Consider the following 18410-nt stretch of genomic DNA (forward strand, 5'->3'; position numbering starts at 1 on the left):
TGTGGCTTATGCTTAATTTCATTTTTCAAGAATTCAGGTTCATTTTTCAAGAATTTATTACTTTTCAAGAAATTTAACCAACTTTTCAAGAAATTTAATTCACTATTCAAGAAGTTGGGGACTTTTTTCAAGAAATCTAACTCATTTTTCAAGAATTCAGGTTCATTTTTCAAGAATTCATTACTTTTCAAGAAATTTAACCAACTTTTCAAGAAGTTGGGAACTTTTTTCAAGAAATCTAACTCATTTTTCAAGAATTCAGGTTCATTTTTCCTTCTACTATTCGAGAATTTCGAATCATTTATAAGCATAACAAACAAAAGAAGTTTGGTATTATTACCAAACTTCTTTTGTTTTATTCACCCATACGGTCTTTCATTTGCATTAGAATTTTCTTTTCTAGACGAGACACTTGTACTTGAGATATGCCAAGTCGTTCAGCCACTTCGGATTGGGTTTGATCTTTATAGTATCGTAAATACACAATTAAGCGTTCACGATCATCAAGCTCCCGAATGGCTTCTTTTAAAGCGATTTTATCAAACCATTTTGTTTCTCCTTGGTCTGCAATTTGATCAAGAAGTGTAATTGGATCTCCATCATTCTCATACACTGTTTCATGTATAGAGGTTGGTGTTCGACTCGCATCCTGTGCTAACACAACATCCTCTGGCGAGATTTCAAGATATTCAGCAATCTCATTTATAGTTGGAACACGCCCCAGCTGTTTTGACAAAACATCTTTTGCTTTGCGAATCTTGTTGCCTGTTTCTTTTAAGGAGCGACTAACCTTTACTGTTCCATCATCACGAATAAATCGTTGAATTTCACCGATAATCATGGGGACGGCATATGTTGAAAATTTAACGTCAAATGACAAATCAAATTTATCGACTGACTTTAAAAGTCCAATACATCCAATTTGGAACAAGTCATCTGGTTCATAACCTCGATTCAAAAAGCGTTGAACGACGGACCAAACTAATCGCATGTTCTTTTGTACAATTAAGTCTCTAGCTTCTTGGTCTCCTTGCTGACTCCGCTGAATAAGTTCCTTGACCTCATTGTCCTTCAAATATGTTTGGCTGTTTTCGTTCTTGACTTCCACATCCATCGGCAAGTCTCCTTAATTGCATAGCGCTTTACTTTTAGTTAAATGTTTTGTTAATCGTACAATAGTTCCTTGCTGCGGCGTTGATTCTACTTGAATTTCATCCATAAAATTTTCCATAATCGTAAATCCCATACCCGAACGTTCAAGTTCTGGTTTGGTTGTAAACAACGGCTGCCGAGCTTCATCAACATTCTCAATACCCATACCCTCATCACGAATGGATAATTTAACAACATTGTCTTCAAGCGTAACAGAGATAAACACTAGACCATCCGGATTGTTGTCATACCCGTGAATGATTGCGTTGGTTACTGCTTCAGAAACAACTGTTTTAATTTCTGTCAATTCATCCATTGTTGGATCAAGTTGAGCGATAAACGCTGCCACTGTCACCCTTGCAAAAGACTCATTTTGACTTAATGCAGAAAATTGAATATGCATTTCGTTTTTCATTACGCCACCCCCAATTTCTCGAGGGCGTTTTGTTCATTTTGCTCGAGAGAAATTATTTTGAATAAGCCTGACATTTCAAATAGACGCTTCACAGTTGGAGAAATTGAGCAAACAACCATCTCGCCCCCTGTGTGTTTAATTTGTTTATAGCGACCGAGAATAACTCCTAAACCAGAGCTATCCATAAATGTGAGTTTTTCTAGATTTAAAACAATATGGCGAATGTTCTTCGCTTCAATTGTTTCCGTCACTCGACTTCGTAAATTCTCTGCTGTATGGTGATCTAGTTCTCCGGCAAGTCGAATAAGTAAAACAGAATCAAAAACCTCTAGTTCAATAGCAAGACTCACTATACCTTCCTCCTTGGTGGTTTATAGTGAGTGATTTCTATATATACCTATCAAATTCCTGCTTAAGGACAAAACTAGTGTTGAATCAACATATTATGACAAGCCAGCGAACTTAGAGAAGCTTCGCTTGAATAGTTTCCACCAGCTCGCTTCTTTCACATCACTTTCTGCAACGATAAGCGTTTTACTGAGGACTTTGTCACCCTTTTTCAAAATCAGTTTACCTAGTTCATCATCTTTTTGAATAGGTGCTTTAATCGAGTCGTTTAACTCAATAACTTTTTCAACATCCTCTACTGTATCTCCCTTTTTCGTTAACACAGACACAGATTCATTAGCTACACCATTAACATATGGCTCCATACCTTTTCCAACTTTTACTTCTGTTATAAATTCCCCACGTTCCATAAGTGGGTGAGACATGTATTGACTAAAAGCATAATCTAACATTTTAGTTATTTGCGCGTTACGATCTTTTGGTGTTGAAGCACCAAACACAACTGCAATCACACGCATATTATCTTTTTTAGCAGTAGCCGTTAAACAATACTTTGCTTCTCGCGTGTAGCCGGTTTTTATTCCGTCTACTCCTTTATAAAATTTAACTAGCCTATTAGTGTTAACTAACCAAAATTTTTTATCAGTGTCTTCTCTAAGATAATCTTCATAAACTCCTGTGTATTTCGTAATTCCTTCATACTTCAATAACTCTTTTGCCATAATAGCCATATCACGGGCTGTACTGTAATGATTTTCAGCAGGTAACCCGGTAGGGTTTTGAAATGTCGTGTTCTTTAAGCCTAACTCTTTAGCCTTCTCATTCATTTTTTGGACAAACGCTTCTTCACTTCCAGCTATTTTTTCAGCCATTGCAACACTTGCATCATTTCCTGACGCGATTGCAATCCCGCGAAGCATTTCATCCACAGTCATCTCTTCTCCAGCTTCTAGAAAAATTTGAGATCCACCCATTGACGCTGCATGCTCGCTCGTTCGCACTTTATCCTCAAACGTTAGAGCTCCATTATCGATGGCCTCCATAATAAGTAGCATTGTCATGATTTTTGTCATGCTTGCAGGCGGAAGTTGTTCATCTGCATTTTTTTCAAATAGAACTGTACCTGTATCGCGTTCAATTAACATGGCAGACTTAGCATTTTCAGCTAAATTTGGTGTATTAGCTTTAGATTGATTGTCTTCTTTAGCAAAAATGTGCGGTACACTGCTACTCATTACGAGTGTCACCGCCATCAGCGTGCGGACAAATAATTTCATCTCCCAAACCCTCCATTCTTTATACATTCCATTTTTTCCAACAAAGGTTAAATTATACAAACTTTTGGCGAAAATTACCGATTGGAATTTCTATTTAACTTTTCAAAAAAACCTCCAAAAAAAAACTTATCAGTATTTTTTAAAAAAATTAAACTCAATCACTAAGAAGATGTGATGCATTCTCAAATTACATAAGTAATATGATAGAGTAACCGAACACATAGGGCACTCCACTGTTTGATGATTTTATATTGGAAATTTATCATACTTGTGCGGACAAATAAGAAGGTTATGCGGGAATTTTAACTTGTTGTGCGAAATGTTTTAATGTTATGCAGGATTTCAATATTTTTCAAGAGACTGCATAAAGAATATTAACTAATATAAAAATCCCGAAGAGTAGTGATACTCTTCGGGTTAAAGTCTTAAATAATCTATTGAATTATTTCATATACGAGTGGCGGAACATCACTAATAGTATCGCTTATCTTGATACTGTTGTATAGCTTATATTTTACCTCTTCTACATCTTCACTGTTACTATAAATAGTTAGAAGTGATTCACCCTCAGATACTTTGTCTCCTATCTTTTTACGTAATAAGAGTCCTACGGCTAAATCAATTTCTGAATCCTTCGTAGCACGGCCTGCACCAAGTAGCATAGCAGCATTGCCAACTTCATCGGCTTCAATGGCACTGACTACACCTGCACGTTTAGCAGGTAGATCTATTTTAAATTTTGCTTGTGGAAGTTTATTATAGTCATCTGCTACAGACGGATCACCACCTTGGGACTGGACAAACACCTTAAATGTCTCTAATGCGCGACCTGACGCTATCGCGTCTTCTAACAAGCCACGAGCTTCTTCTAAAGTAGATGCTTTACGAGCCAATACAACCATTTGACTCCCTAATACTAAGCAAAGTTCAAGAAGATCTGCCGGTCCCTTACCTTTTAGTGTATCAATTGCTTCTTGCACCTCTAACGCATTTCCGATAGCAAACCCAAGAGGCTGGGACATATCAGAAATAACAGCCATCGTATTACGACCAACATTATTTCCTATTTGCACCATTGCCTTTGCCAGTTCACGAGCATCATCTAGCTGCTCCATGAATGCACCTGCTCCCGTCTTCACATCAAGTACAATGGCATCTGCTCCAGCAGCAATTTTTTTACTCATAATGGAGCTAGCAATAAGTGGAATACTATTAACGGTTGCTGTCACATCACGTAATGCATACAGTTTTTTATCAGCTGGTGTTAAATTTCCCGACTGCCCGACAACTGCTAATTTATTCTGATTTACGAGCTTTACAAACTCATCCGTTGTAATTTCAACATGAAAACCCGCTATACTTTCAAGTTTATCAATAGTTCCTCCGGTATGACCCAGACCACGACCACTCATTTTCGCTACTGGTACACCAACCGCAGCAACTAAAGGTGCAAGCACAAGAGTAGTGGTATCTCCGACTCCCCCTGTTGAATGTTTATCTACCTTTACGCCTTCAATATCTGAAAGTTGAATTTGATCACCTGATTCAACCATAGCAAGTGTTAAGTGTGCGCGTTCCTGGTCTGTCATTCCAACGAAAAATACAGCCATTGTAAAGGCACTCATTTGATAATCAGGTATAGATTCATCTGTAAAGCCCGCTACGATATACTCAATTTCTTGCTTTGTTAACTCGAAGCCATCTCTCTTTTTTTCAATCAAATCAACCATTCTCATTAATTACACCTTCTTCACTAGCTTACTTAAAAAGCTTGTTCCGTGCTCTGGTAACTTTGCACTGAAATTATCAGCAATAGTTGCACCAATATCAGCGAATGTATCACATAACGGCAGTTCCTCTCCTTGAGAAAAGCTTGGCGAATACACTAATAGAGGTACATATTCACGTGTGTGATCTGTTCCATAATGGATAGGGTCATTTCCATGGTCTGCAGTAATAATAAGTAAATCCTCATCTCCTAGACCTTCCAATAGCTCTGGTAATCTTTCATCGTATTCCTGTAACGCCTTACCGTAGCCTTCAGGGTCACGACGATGACCAAAAAGCGCGTCAAAGTCCACTAAATTTAAGAATGCCAACCCTGTGAAATCACGTTTGGTAACTTCAATTGTTTTATCCATTCCATCCATATTAGATTTCGTTCTAATCGCATCTGTTATTCCTTCACCATCATATATATCGGAAATTTTCCCAATGGCAACTACATCTAAGCCTTCATCCTTTAACTCATTCATAACTGTACGACCAAATGGCTTTAATGCATAATCATGACGATTCGCTGTACGTTGGAAGTTTCCTGGCTCACCAATAAACGGACGTGCAATAATACGACCAAGCATATATTCACCACTTCGTGTTAACTCACGAGCTTTCTTGCAAATATCATATAACTCATCTAACGGAACTATCTCTTCATGTGCGGCGATTTGAAGAACAGAGTCTGCTGATGTATACACAATAATAGCCCCTGTATTCACATGCTCTTCGCCCAGTTCTGTAATGATTTCTGTACCTGATGCCGGTTTATTTCCAATAACTTTACGTCCTGATAATCTTTCAAGCTCCTTAATTAATGGGTCTGGGAAACCATCAGGAAATACTTGAAATGGCTCGTCAATTCGTAGACCCATGATCTCCCAATGACCTGTCATAGTGTCCTTGCCATTAGAAGCTTCTTGCATTTTTGTATAATAAGCAAGCGGCTTGTCCGCCTTTGGTACACCTTGAATTTCCTTTATGTTACTGAGACCTAACTTTGCCATATTCGGCATATGTAAACCATTCATTTTTTCTGCAATATGTCCTAACGTATCACTTCCTGTATCACCGTACTCGGCAGCATCTGGTGCTTCTCCTATACCAACCGAATCCAAAACGATAAGAAAAACGCGTTTATATTTGTATGCCATGATGTTCCCTCCAAAATCTCTAATATGTTATCATTATACGCTTAATTCGATGTTCTACTTTATTTTTCACAAAATCTTCGTAATTCAACCGGTTTTTAATAGAATCTGCTTAGGATTTAACTTAGTTAAATGACAACCATCCGATATTGCAATTATGGTTTTAAATAAATTTACATATAACTAGCTGTCAATCTTGTGAAAATTGTTTTAAAAAACAAAAAGCACACGTCTCACGTGCACTTATTAAGCTCTTGGATGATACAATTTATATACATCCTTCAGCCTTGCTTTTGTAACGTGTGTGTATATTTGTGTAGTTGAAATATCAACATGACCTAACATTTCCTGAACGGCACGAAGATCCGCTCCATTCTCAAGTAAATGTGTCGCAAAGCTGTGACGTAATGTGTGTGGCGTTAATTCCTTTTTGATGCCTGCTTCAGAAGCATTTTTCTTTAAGATTTTCCAAAATCCCTGACGCGTAAGTGGTTTACCATGATGATTGACAAACAAAGTATCTGGCTGATTGTTCTTAATTAGTTTGCCACGAGCTGACTGTAGATAAGAATGTATTGCGTCAATAGCCTGTCTACCTAATGGAACAATTCGCTCTTTGTTCCCTTTTCCTATGCAACGAATAAAGCCCATTTCAAGGTGTACATCTGAAACATGCAAAGTTATCAACTCACTCACTCGTATACCTGTAGCATATAACATTTCCAGCATAGCTTTATCCCGCACACCAAAAGGACTAGATAAATCAGGTGCTTGTAACAACCTGTCCACTTCTTCTGAAGACATTACTTTCGGAAGTGTACGCTCCAAGCTAGGTGATTCTATTAAGACTGTAGGATCTTGTACTGTAACCTTTTCTCGAAGCATAAATTGATGAAAAGAACGAATAGACGCTACTTGTCTCGCTAGTGTTTTACTAGACTTGTTTTCACCCTTTAAGAAGCTTAAATATTGAATAATGTTCGATCGAGTAACATCATTCCAATTATTAATTTGCTCCTGTTCCTGTATGAATTTACTATAATATCTTAAATCTCGTTCATACGAAATTAAAGTATTATGAGCCAATCCCCGTTCAACCGTTAAGAAATGGATAAAGTCTAAAATATGGTCTTCCAATTGCATTACTCCCCATTTAGGTAGAATTGAATAAGTCTATCCCACCAATTTGTTTCTGTCTCCTCATCAAATGTTGATACTTTAACTGAAGATCCCTTTGGTTCATCGTATCGTTGATAGCTCCTGTACTCCTCATTCAACCATACAATTCCATAATAAAACAAAATTGTACATGTCGTAAACAAAATAAACACTTTTATCGTATCATAGACAGCTTTAACAAATGAGCCCATGCTGTTTCCCTCCGACTAACAAGAATACTGTTATATAAAGGTATGACTTGTCCTGCTATTTTTATACATATAATAGCAAACTAATTCAAATTGTTAGTCATGTTAAGTATATAAATCTGACATTGAAGGGTTAAACGATACAAGTTTCTTAATACAAGACACTGCACTTTGTTAAATACTGCTAGCATGAGAAAAAATAAAAAAAGTCAGGCTACTAGGATAGTCCTGACTGTTCGTTCGTATCTTCATTCGCTTGGCATTTTTCACAAATCCCATGAAATGTTAGGCGATGGTCTTTTATTTTAAATTTCCAATCACGTTCAACTATTTTTTCAACATCTTCTAAAAGGTCCTCTTGAATCTCCATCACAGACCCACATTCAATACATACTAAGTGGTGGTGAAAATGAGCTGCGCCTTCCTTACGAAGGTCATAGCGTGATACACCGTCACCAAAATTAATTTTATCAACAATTTTAAGTTCTGTTAGTAGCTCTAGTGTACGATAAACAGTTGCCAATCCAATCTCAGGCGATTTTTCCTTAACTAGGAGGTATACGTCTTCAGCACTTAAATGATCTTCTTCATTCTCTAACAAAACCCGTACGGTTGCTTCCCGTTGTGGCGTCAATTTATAGCTTGACGAATGTAATTGTTTTTTAATACGATCAATGCGACTTTCCATATCTATCACAATCTCCCTCCCTCGCCATTCTTTTTTATTATATCAAAAGGAAAGGGATAATCAAACTAAAATTATTTTAAACTATAAAAGATAATAATTATTATTTAATAATTATTATATACCTGTTGAATTTGGCACTAACTCCAGCAATTGTCTCATTAAAATAGGAGATATATATGCTTCTAACGCACTTGCTGGTAGTATGCTAATTGAGAGTAGTAGCAAAAGAAAACAATAGCGCATAAATATTGTCGCAAACGGCTCATGTATGCGCCTTTGAAACTGATGCTTGACCATTTGCAATGCAAAAGAAATTGCTACTGTTCCCATTACAATGTAGATTGGGATAATAAAAAAGTTTTGTGGCATAATGGAAGCAAAAGATAACATAAAGCCTGAGAAACCCATCTGATTAACTAAAAACCCAATTGTAAAACCGACTACCATACCTTTCAAAAACAATAAAATCATGACGATCGGTAATCCTACAATAGATATACCTAATAGCCACATAAGCGCAATATATTTTAAATTTTGCAGAAAGCTTTCTATAAAAATTTCATTTTGTCCAATCACTTCACCAGCTACAACTTGTCCGAAGAAGCGTTGTAAATAAAAAAACAGATCCTGTTTTTGCTCTACATTTAACGTATTTACTAGAATGGCACCAAAGACCACACCCATTAAAAATAGAACAGTGATAAACACATAAATAGAGGAATGCTCCTTCATATGTTTATTTATAACTGTTTTTAAGGATTGCTTACGCATTGCAAATTCCTCCTATAAGATGTCTTACTAGATAGTATGATGTTAAGAAGTAGAGTATGACTCATTTTCTATTAAATAGAGTGTTAATCTATTAATTTTCGGAGGTCTCTATGAAAATCGCTGACGCTACTATATTTCAATTACCTACTTTGGAGCTTTCTAAAAAATTACTAGGCATGGAGCTATGTCATCGTATACAGGGTAAAACGATTTCCGGAAAAATCGTGGAGGTTGAAGCATATAAAGGACCAGAAGATAAAGCTTCTCACTCCTATGGTGGAAGACGTACAGCACGAACAGAGGTCATGTATGGTCCACCTGGTTATGCCTATGTGTATCTGATTTACGGTATGCATTACTGCTTCAATATTGTATCTGGACCAACAAATAAGCCAGAAGCGATTTTAATTCGTGCCTTACAACCAACTGAAGGAATTGAACAAATGGCTACTTTTCGCAAAACGAATTTAGTAAAAAGAAAAGACTCCTATGCTTTAACAAGTTTACGTTCATTGACGAATGGTCCTGGGAAGCTAGCCCAAGCACTTAGTATTACAAAGGAGTTATACGGGCACAAGTTAACTGAACCACCACTATTTATACGTGGCAGCGGTCTCATCGTGGATGATAATGAAATAGCAAGTGGACCTAGAATTAATATAGATTATGCTGAGGAAGCTGTGCACTATCCATGGCGGTTTTGGATAAAGAACAATCCGTTTGTATCTAAAAAATGAAGAACTAAATTACTATCGCTCAACCACTTAACAAAACATACGTTCGTGATATATAATGAGAGTATATAATTTTGGGAGGGGCTTATCATGAAAGAGACAGTGCTTGTCGAGTTTCAAGGTTTTACGAAATCAATAGAAGATCTATTAAAAGTAGATTCCACTATTTGCGAACGTCCAATTAAAACGGATAAATGGTCTGTTAAAGAGATTATTGCTCATATTTATCGTTGGGATGTATTTTTACTGGAGGAAGCTATCCGAACTGTAACCAAAGAGAGATTTATTAACTTTCCTAATCATAATGAATACAATGCCGCTTCTACTACGTATGCAGCGAATACAAGTGTTAAAGAGGTAATGGAAGATTGTATTACAATGAGGAAAACTCTTGCGAACCGTTTAGAAGCCCTGGAAGAACTTCTGCAAGAGCCCATCACTGTAAACGGCAGCACGCATTGCCCTAGAACAAATGAACAATATACACTACTATACATAATTAAAGAGTTTATTGAACATGACCAGTCACATTTAAGGCAAATTGAATCATTCTTAAAAAATCAACGTAATTTAGTCTAACTAGTCCATAAACAAGTTAGCACAACAAAAGACAATATTATGTATGGAGAAAGACCATCAACAGAGTATAAATTAACATTCACCTTTTATAGAGCTAAAATTAAAAAAACAAGAAAGTTTGACCTCATATAAAAAGGATGTCATAGACATCCTTTTTGATTTCTCTAACAACACTGTTCTTTGCTAACACTAAGAAATATACTAACGTACCGCATTCTTTAACTGTAAATATTGAACAGCATACTGTGTTTTCGCATCATAAATACGCTCTTCTTTAACTAGTTGAAGGGCTTCATCAAGTGATACTTCCAGCAACTCAACAAATTCATCTTCATCTAATGCGGCACTATCTTCTTTTTTTCGTAAACCTTCTGCCACATAAATATGAACAAGCTCATCAGCAAAGCCTGGTGATGTATAAAAAGAAGTAAGTAAGCTCATGTTTTCACATATGTATCCTGTTTCTTCTTCAAGCTCGCGTTTTGCACATTCTAGTGGGTCCTCTCCCTTTTCAAGCTTACCAGCTGGGATTTCTATTAAGTTACGTTCTAACGCTTTACGAAATTGCTCCACCATGATTATTTTTTGGTTGTCTGTTACAGCAATAACAGCAACTGCGCCAGGATGCTTAATGATTTCACGAGTACTTTTTTTGCCATTTGGTAGTTCTACTTCATCTACATGCAAATCAATAATACGGCCTTGAAAAATAGTTTTTCTTGTAATAGTTTTTTCGTTAAATTGACTCAATGTTTGTCGCTCCTTGTTCTGTTCTAGCCTACTTCCTCATACATATTACCAAACACTATGAAAGCGAGGTGGCGGCATTTGAGAATATATCGCACACCTTCTAGTATTATGCTAGCAGGTAAAGCATGGGAGATACGTGCCAAATTAAAAGTATATGCTAAAGAATTTGAGACTGTACAGCAATGGATTCAGGCTGGAGATTATGAAAACACAAAAATCATTCCATTCCCTACTACTAAACAATCTCCGTTTTAAATACTGTTTTCATATGTTCTATAAACGTATCGTGTTGCCCTGTGAACGTTGCCATTGAGTCTTTATGAGCGACAGTTTTATAGCCCCTAGCATATGCGCCATACGCCGTTAAAAAATTGCATATGTCGGTACACACTCCGGTCAGGTGAACTTTTTTAACATTAACTTCTTTTAATTTCTCATCAAGGTCTGTGCCGAAAAACGCATCATACTCTGGCTTTGGAATGTACAAGACATTAGGATTATCTTGGTGTGTCTCATACCAATTTTGCAGGTCACCATATAACTTTTGTCCCGGTGTATCAATCACGTTATGTGGTGGCCATAGCTCGAAATGGGCATCATCTGGTTGATGCGCATCCATACAAACTACCACGACCTGTCCACGTTCAAGAAAATCGTTAGCTAGGTGAATGATATTCGGTACTATTTCTTGTGCTGACTTCCCCACTGTCAACCCACCATCGTCTGCGACAAAATCATGACTCATGTCGATAATTAATAACGCTTCTTTTTCCATCTTTATGCTCCTCCTAATATACTTTCATGTTATAAAGGTAGCATGTGAAACTGTCGACTGCAATGTTTGTCTTATAATAATATGAACGATACAATATAGTCGAGGTGATAGAGATGGAGAAACGAAGAATAGGATCATCTGATTTATATGTAAGTAAAATGGGACTTGGTTGTATGTCTATCGGAACGGACAAAGAAAAAGCTCGCTCCATTATTGATGCAGCACTCGACCATGAGATCAATTATGTTGATACAGCCGATTTATATGATTTTGGGATCAATGAGGAAATCGTTGGCGCCGCCATTAAAGCACGCCGTCACGACATAATTGTAGCGACAAAAGCGGGAAATCGTTGGAATGAAGATAAATCAGGTTGGACTTGGGATCCATCGAAGGCTCATATTAAAGAGGCTTGTAAAGACAGTTTACGTCGCCTTCAAACAGATTATATTGACTTGTACCAACTTCATGGTGGTACCATTGACGATCCGATTGATGAAACTATAGAGGCGTTTGAAGAGTTACAAAAAGAAGGATACATTCGTCACTATGGGATTTCGTCTATTCGGCCTAACGTCATTCGGGAGTATATCGATCATTCGAATATTGTTAGCGTCATGATGCAATATAGCATACTTGATCGCAGACCAGAGGAAGAGATATTGAACCTTTTACATCAACACAATATAAGTGTCATCGCACGTGGTCCGGTTGCTAAAGGAATTCTATCAAATCGCCCGTTATGTAACGACAGCTTCCTTGACTACACCCATGAAGAACTTAATCAATTACGAACACAGCTAATGGCGACACTTAATCGCGACTTACACGAGGTAGCGTTGCAATATGACCTTTCTCATCCTAATGTCGCTGCTGTTATTCCTGGCGCTAGCCGCATTAAGCAAGTATTGGAAAATGTGAATGCAGTTAAAGCAGCACCTCTTACACAGGATGCACTCGAAGCAATTCGTCATATGTCAAAGGCAAATAAATACGAACAGCATCGATAATAAAAATTTACAAAAAATCATAAATAAAGTGTAACTATACACAATACATAGTTAGTAAGAAGGACGCCAAATGATTATGGCGTACCTTTTTTTCATTTTCTTTATCTTTCATAAAGATATTTCTACTTCTAAACTCATACCATAGTGCATCTAATGTTAATCTCTCTTTTATCCCTTCTCATGAATTTTCTCCTTAAAAATGATTATATTAACTATTCAAGTAAATAATAGAAGTATAATTGAGTAAAGGATGAACACACCTTGAATTTCATGAAGCTTTTTAAACGCTTTAAAAACATACAAAGTATTGTCCAGCCATTGATTGAAAATAAGCTCTTATCAAAAAGCTTAAAAGAAAATACAGATGCCTTTAACAGTAAATTTGAAAGTGATATAAATAAAGATTTTATTGTGCGAAGTTTCACTATAAAAGCCCTTCAAAGAGATGCGACTACTTTTTGTTTAAATGGAATTGTTGATCCGAAAGCATCAGAAGAGTTTATTTTGAAGCCGCTACAAACACAGGAGTTCGATGGAACTCAAAATCTCGAAAATGATATGTTAAATATGCTTCCTATTAAGAAAATAAGAACTGTCACATCTTTTGCAGAATGTGTACTTGGTATTACTAATGGACAAACTCTGCTCTTAATAGATGGCTACAGCATCGGCTTCATCCTAGATACTACAAAAATTGAGCATAGAAGCATTGATACGCCTCAAAACGAGTTAGTGATAAAGGGAACAAATGAAGGATTTGTTGAATCTGTTTCAATCAATAAATCTTTAATTAGAAAGCAATTACGATATGAAAAATTAATAACTGAAGAGGTTTTATTAAAGAATAAAGCATCCAACACCATATCACTTATGTATATTAGTGAATTAGTAAATCAAGATGTCGTGAATAATGTTAAGCAAAGACTAAATAGTATAGAGGTTGATGCTATCCAAAATATCGCTTTACTTGAGCAATATCTTGAGGAACGACCACATTCTCTTGTTCCTACCATTCTGTATACCGAGAGACCTGATAGAGCAGTGTCTTACATGTTAGAAGGTCATGTCGTCATTCTTGCAGAGAATTCACCTGCCTGCTTAGTAGCCCCAGTTACATTTTGGTCTTTCTTTCACACCGCAGAGGATAGTTATCAGCGATGGGCATACGGAAACTTCATTCGTGCCATTCGTATACTTGCTTTTTTTATTGCGATCGTAACACCCGCTTTTTATATTGCTGCAACAACTTACCATATTGAAATGCTACCTACTGATTTAGCTTTAGCGATTGCAGCGAAACGAGAAACAGTACCATTTCCTGCGGTTATTGAGGTTCTCATGATGGAGATAGCCTTTGAATTGTTAAGAGAAGCTGGCGTGCGTGTCCCCTCGCCAATTGGACCTACCATCGGTATTGTAGGCGCATTAATTTTAGGGCAAGCAGCTGTAGAAGCAAATATAATCAGTCCCATTATGGTCATTGTTGTAGCTGTAACAGGACTAGCATCTTTCGCAGTTCCTGACATTAGTTTTAGTTACATGGTCAGGATGATTAGGTTTGCTTTTTTCATATTTGCAGCGATGTTTGGGTTATTTGGAATTGTCATTTGTTTAACATTAAGTATCGCATACTTATCTTGTCTAACATCGTTTGGAGTCCCATTTCTATCGCCGAAGGCACCTCATAATACATCGTCTAGTGACTTAATATTTAGAAAGACTGTTCGAAAACAGTGGTATCGCCCTACAAATATTACTCGGCAGGATACATATCGTAACGATTCAAGTGGAGGACAATGACATGCAGAACCAATTTAAATTGGGCACACGTGAAATTCTTGCTATTATATTAATTTCACTAGGGACAAAATTTACAGATGTGACACCTGATCTGCTGTTCGCAGAAACCTATATGGCTAGTTGGATGGTTCCTCTCATTGCGGGATCTATAGTTTTCTTACCTTTATTTTTATTTGTAAAATTAATAAATAAATATAAGTTAAGCTTAGTTGACTTAAATGTCAGGTTAACAGGGAAATATGTAGGGAATATAATAAATTTAATCTTGTTTGCTTTTTCGCTTATAGGAACAGCATTAATGTTAAGTAATTACTCAGATATATTAATGACTTTATATTTCCCACAAACACCAAAGCTTGTTTTACATTTTGTTTTAACACTTGTATGCTTATTAGTGGCTTATGGCGGAGCCTATATGGTAGGTCGTACAGCGTGGATCGTGCTCCCTTATATTAAATTAGCTCTTCTTGTTTTAATAATTTTAACGCTATCAGAAGAGTTGAATTTGTCTTATCTATTCCCCTTTTTTGGAACGGGTATTGATGTTGTGTTGAAAGAAAGCTTTTTACAAAATTCTATTTATATTGAATTAATTTTATTTGCAGCGCTTATACCATATGTTAGAGACTCAAAAAACTATTCTAAAGCTGTCCTTTGGGGTCTGTGGGTAGTGGCTTTAGAGATGAGTATTTTTTATTTCTTCTACATTATCGTATTTGATGCATATTCACTGAAAAATATGTTACTTCCCTTTCAGCACTTAGCGAGAGCGGTTGAGCTTGGTCGCTTTATATCTAATTTTGAAGGCTATTTTCTAGCGTTTTGGATTGTTGGTTCGATTGTAAAGTTTGCAACATACTTTTTCATTACAACGACCATCTTCACCCAAACAATTAAAAAAGTAAAATTCACAAAAATATATATAATACCAATAGCTGCTGTCATTTTTGTAATCGGGATCATTCCGGAAACAATCGTACATGCCGCGTTTTCTTATAGGCAGATGAGTCTATATGTAGGCTCATACATTTTTGTTACATTGCCGATCATTTTATGGATACTTTCTTTCCGAAAAAAAGCGAGTGTTGCTTCATGAAGAAGCTATTTATTCTCATATTATGTTTTGTTTTAACATCTTGTTATGATAAGCACGAGATTGAAGAACAAGCCTTTGTTGTTGTTATTGGACTAGACGACTCTGAAAAAACAGACGGGATTACTGTTACATTTCAAGTAGCAAATCCTCAGGCCGGCATTCCAAACACAGGCGGCGAAAAGGAAGAAGCATCTGAAATCATAACCTTCACCGCACCTGATATTATTACAGCAAGGGATTTAGCTAATGCTTCAGTCGCTCGTAAAATCAACTTCTCTCATACTAAAGTAATGATTATTGGTGAGGAGTTTGCCAAAACGGACAAGGCTGTTAAATTTATTACATCAAGCATAAGAGACCGTGAAATAAGAAGAGATATAAAACTAATTGTATCGAAAGAAAAAGCATATGATTTCATCAAAAATAATGATCCAAAATTAGAAACAAGACCTCACAAGTTTTATGATTTAATGGCCGGTAGATGGGAAGAAACGGGATTAGTTCCGTTATCAGATTTACAAAGATTTCTGCAGAGAATTGAAAGTAAGCAAGATGCATATTTAGCGATTTATGCTTCTACAGAAAAAGATGAAGAAACAAAAGAAGGGAACGAAGACGATTATTTACCAGGGCAAATTAATCAAATAGGGGGAAATAGCACTCAGTTAATCGGAAGTGCACTATTTAAAGATGGTGTTATGGTAGGAACGTTATCAGGTGAAGAGACGCGCCTTTCGTTAAATTTGAGAAGTAAATCAGTAGCTAAATATATGAGAGTGTCTTATACTGATCCTAAAAATCCGGACTATCGCATAGGCGCGCGAATAACTAAACACCGAAACACTCAAATTAGTATGAACTTTGACGATGAATTAAAGATTAATGTGTTGATACCTCTTGACTTAGAAATAGTGTCCATTCCTAGTGGTGTCAATTACGTTACTAATAAAGACAACCGGGAATTGTTACGAACAAGTATTGAAGAGGATTTAACAAAGAAATTCGAAGCGCTAATACAAAAAACACAGGATAAATATAAGACAAACCCGTTTAACTGGTCAAACACGGTCAGACGTCATTTTCTTACCTTGCAAGAGTTTGAAGCCTACGGCTTTAAAGAAAAATATCCCAATGCTAAGGTTAGTGTAAAAGTAGAGGTTAAATTTAAAGATTTCGGTAAGCAATTAACCCCAGCACAATAGTATGTATTGGGAGACCTAGTATATTATATAACTGGTCTCCTTTCTAATAAAGACGGAGTAAATTTTCCACCCCATAAAGAATCACGCTTTAATGACTTGTTTTTCAGCTATATCACCAACAATAGGAAGTTTAAATTTCTTTCCTTTGTATGCTTGAAGCATTAAAACAATCCATAAAATCAAGCATAATGGTGAGAGTAATAGACTAATTAGCCAGCCTATTATAGGGATAAAGGAAAGAACAGTCGTTATTACAAAAAGGAATGCAGAAGTAATAACAGATTGCATGGCATGAAATTTCACAAAAGTACTCTCCTTCTCAATAACTAAAAATAAAATACCTGTAAATATTCCTAAAATATAACAAAGCAATCCTGCGATGTTCACCTCTAATCCCGTTGACGATTTTTCCTCTTTCAACTGCATTTCGTTACTCATATTACTACCTACCTCCTTTCACCTTTCTTTGCCTATCGTATTATTTATCGTTGTAAAATATGTATAAATTTGGTAATATTTACAATAGTTTGTAAACTATACTTTTTAAAAACTAGGAGGTACAACGTGAAAAAGGGGATTTGGTGGATCGTTATCATTTGTTTTGTGTTTCTATTGACTGCCTGTGGTAGCAATGCGACGTCAGAAAATACAAACACGGATAGCAATACACCGGAGAGTACAGTGATTGATAGCGAGGAAAGTCCGGAGGAACAGAGCAGTGAGAATGCAACAGAACAAGAAGAGAAAAATGTAACAGAAGAGAATGAGAAAAAAAACAAAGAGTCTCAACAACCTACAGAGAAGCTGACAGCTAAAAGTATTTTAGAACAAGCTGCAGAGGTTATGGCTGATATTTCAAGCTTTGCACTTGAGTTAGAATCAATAAGAGAATCGTCTGACCTCGGTCAAACAACAACAACAATACAATTAGAAATGAATTATGAAGAGCCTATGACGATGCACCAAGTTATTACCACACAATCACCAGATATGCCGGATGGGTCGATTGAAATGTATTTAGCTACGAATGGAGTTTTTATGTATGAAAAAAGTCAGTCTATGTGGTTTAAACTGCCAGAACAAGCGCAATCACAAGGTAATCTTACCTTCGATCCAAGAGGGCAAACAAATCATACATTAGATTTTATTGACGACTATCAATTAGAAGAAACAAGTGATACGTATATCCTAACACTGACTGGCAACACGGATCGATACAAGCAATATGTAGCAGATGAACTAAGTACGATTAACCAAGACATCGCTACTTCATTAACGTTTGATGACTATTCCGAGCTTGTTCTAGATAGCTTTACTATGAAGATTGTCATAGATAAAAACACTATGTATCAACGAGAATACTTTTATGAGTATAGAATAAAATATGATGCAATTGAAAGTACAGAAACGTATGAAAGAATCACTATGAAATTTGATAAAATTAATGAAATTGATCCTATTACGGTTCCCGAAGATATCGTTCAATCTGCTCAGAGCTTTTAAGTTAAGTATAATAAAA

21 protein-coding genes are annotated in these 18410 nt (G+C 36.3%); 8 read left to right on the plus strand and 13 right to left on the minus strand.

Going from position 1 to position 18410, the window contains the following annotated elements; genetic code table 11:
- Positions 1-355: 355 nt before the first annotated feature.
- The 10 genes from sigF to spoIIM all read right to left on the minus strand — a co-directional run bounded on the left by sigF (position 356) and on the right by spoIIM (position 8945).
- A complete protein-coding gene (sigF, locus tag EJF36_RS12945) occupies positions 356-1114 on the minus strand; it encodes an RNA polymerase sporulation sigma factor SigF (protein WP_125906717.1) in 759 nt (252 codons plus the stop codon).
- Positions 1115-1126: 12 nt separating this feature from the next.
- Positions 1127-1567: an anti-sigma F factor gene (gene spoIIAB, locus EJF36_RS12950; protein ID WP_125906718.1), complete on the minus strand. Its 441-nt coding sequence runs from the start codon at positions 1565-1567 to the stop codon at positions 1127-1129.
- Positions 1567-1917: an anti-sigma F factor antagonist gene (gene spoIIAA / locus EJF36_RS12955; RefSeq protein ID WP_125906719.1), complete on the minus strand. Its 351-nt coding sequence runs from the start codon at positions 1915-1917 to the stop codon at positions 1567-1569. Before spoIIAA ends, spoIIAB begins: the two co-directional genes overlap by 1 nt.
- A 93-nt stretch (positions 1918-2010) precedes the next feature.
- Positions 2011-3192, minus strand: a complete 1182-nt coding sequence (locus EJF36_RS12960; RefSeq protein WP_125906720.1) for a D-alanyl-D-alanine carboxypeptidase family protein — start codon at positions 3190-3192, stop codon at positions 2011-2013.
- Between the two features lie 434 nt (positions 3193-3626).
- Positions 3627-4928, minus strand: coding sequence for a pyrimidine-nucleoside phosphorylase (locus EJF36_RS12965; RefSeq protein WP_125906721.1), 1302 nt, complete (start codon positions 4926-4928; stop codon positions 3627-3629).
- Between the two features lie 3 nt (positions 4929-4931).
- The gene (gene deoB, locus EJF36_RS12970; protein ID WP_125906722.1) at positions 4932-6122 is read right to left on the minus strand and encodes a phosphopentomutase; all 1191 of its coding nucleotides are present in this window, start codon (positions 6120-6122) and stop codon (positions 4932-4934) included.
- A 243-nt stretch (positions 6123-6365) separates the two neighbouring features.
- Positions 6366-7256 (minus strand): site-specific tyrosine recombinase XerD, encoded by an 891-nt coding sequence (xerD, locus tag EJF36_RS12975; protein ID WP_125906723.1) that lies wholly within the window; start codon positions 7254-7256, stop codon positions 6366-6368.
- 5 nt (positions 7257-7261) lie between these two features.
- Positions 7262-7489: a YqzK family protein gene (locus EJF36_RS12980; RefSeq protein WP_125906724.1), complete on the minus strand. Its 228-nt coding sequence runs from the start codon at positions 7487-7489 to the stop codon at positions 7262-7264.
- A gap of 214 nt (positions 7490-7703) precedes the next feature.
- Positions 7704-8174 (minus strand): ferric iron uptake transcriptional regulator, encoded by a 471-nt coding sequence (gene fur, locus EJF36_RS12985; RefSeq protein ID WP_125908379.1) that lies wholly within the window; start codon positions 8172-8174, stop codon positions 7704-7706.
- A 114-nt stretch (positions 8175-8288) separates the two neighbouring features.
- Positions 8289-8945, minus strand: a complete 657-nt coding sequence (gene spoIIM, locus EJF36_RS12990) for a stage II sporulation protein M (RefSeq protein WP_125906725.1) — start codon at positions 8943-8945, stop codon at positions 8289-8291.
- A gap of 110 nt (positions 8946-9055) precedes the next feature.
- Here spoIIM and EJF36_RS12995 point away from each other — a divergent pair, with 110 nt between their 5' ends.
- Together EJF36_RS12995 and EJF36_RS13000 are read left to right on the plus strand one after the other, a co-directional pair.
- Entirely contained in the window at positions 9056-9682 is a 627-nt protein-coding gene (locus tag EJF36_RS12995) for a DNA-3-methyladenine glycosylase (protein ID WP_125906726.1), read from the plus strand.
- A gap of 87 nt (positions 9683-9769) precedes the next feature.
- A complete protein-coding gene (locus EJF36_RS13000) occupies positions 9770-10258 on the plus strand; it encodes a DinB family protein (RefSeq protein WP_125906727.1) in 489 nt (162 codons plus the stop codon).
- A gap of 201 nt (positions 10259-10459) precedes the next feature.
- Here the strand turns inward: EJF36_RS13000 and EJF36_RS13005 are convergent, their stop codons facing one another.
- On the minus strand, positions 10460-11008 hold the full coding sequence (locus EJF36_RS13005; RefSeq protein ID WP_125906728.1) for an NUDIX domain-containing protein: 549 nt from the start codon (positions 11006-11008) through the stop codon (positions 10460-10462).
- A gap of 78 nt (positions 11009-11086) precedes the next feature.
- Between EJF36_RS13005 and mciZ the strand changes: the two genes are divergently transcribed.
- Positions 11087-11263 carry a Z-ring formation inhibitor MciZ gene (gene mciZ / locus EJF36_RS21895; protein WP_125906729.1) on the plus strand — a complete coding sequence of 59 codons (177 nt, stop codon included), beginning with the start codon at positions 11087-11089 and terminating at the stop codon, positions 11261-11263.
- On the opposite strand, the gene EJF36_RS13015 is transcribed toward mciZ, so the two are convergent.
- Entirely contained in the window at positions 11244-11783 is a 540-nt protein-coding gene (locus EJF36_RS13015; RefSeq protein WP_125906730.1) for a cysteine hydrolase family protein, read from the minus strand. The two genes, mciZ and EJF36_RS13015, sit on opposite strands and share 20 nt — an antisense overlap.
- A gap of 113 nt (positions 11784-11896) precedes the next feature.
- Between EJF36_RS13015 and EJF36_RS13020 the strand changes: the two genes are divergently transcribed.
- The 4 genes from EJF36_RS13020 (at position 11897) to EJF36_RS13035 (ending at position 16891) form a co-directional block, all read left to right on the plus strand.
- Positions 11897-12793 carry an aldo/keto reductase gene (locus EJF36_RS13020; RefSeq protein WP_125906731.1) on the plus strand — a complete coding sequence of 299 codons (897 nt, stop codon included), beginning with the start codon at positions 11897-11899 and terminating at the stop codon, positions 12791-12793.
- A 270-nt stretch (positions 12794-13063) separates the two neighbouring features.
- Positions 13064-14593 (plus strand): spore germination protein, encoded by a 1530-nt coding sequence (locus tag EJF36_RS13025; protein WP_125908380.1) that lies wholly within the window; start codon positions 13064-13066, stop codon positions 14591-14593.
- Position 14594: 1 nt separating this feature from the next.
- Complete coding sequence (locus EJF36_RS13030) at positions 14595-15689, plus strand: GerAB/ArcD/ProY family transporter (RefSeq protein ID WP_125906732.1); 1095 nt, start codon at positions 14595-14597, stop codon at positions 15687-15689.
- The gene (locus EJF36_RS13035) at positions 15686-16891 is read left to right on the plus strand and encodes a Ger(x)C family spore germination protein (RefSeq protein WP_185806908.1); all 1206 of its coding nucleotides are present in this window, start codon (positions 15686-15688) and stop codon (positions 16889-16891) included. Before EJF36_RS13030 ends, EJF36_RS13035 begins: the two co-directional genes overlap by 4 nt.
- An 81-nt stretch (positions 16892-16972) precedes the next feature.
- Here EJF36_RS13035 and EJF36_RS13040 read toward each other — a convergent pair whose 3' ends face one another.
- Positions 16973-17329 carry a DUF4870 domain-containing protein gene (locus EJF36_RS13040; protein WP_221760722.1) on the minus strand — a complete coding sequence of 119 codons (357 nt, stop codon included), beginning with the start codon at positions 17327-17329 and terminating at the stop codon, positions 16973-16975.
- 126 nt (positions 17330-17455) lie between these two features.
- On the opposite strand from EJF36_RS13040, the gene EJF36_RS13045 reads away from it, so the two are divergent.
- On the plus strand, positions 17456-18394 hold the full coding sequence (locus tag EJF36_RS13045) for a DUF6612 family protein (protein ID WP_125906734.1): 939 nt from the start codon (positions 17456-17458) through the stop codon (positions 18392-18394).
- Positions 18395-18410 lie beyond the last annotated feature (16 nt).

The organism is Bacillus sp. HMF5848 (assembly GCF_003944835.1).
GTDB lineage: Bacteria > Bacillota > Bacilli > Bacillales > HMF5848 > HMF5848.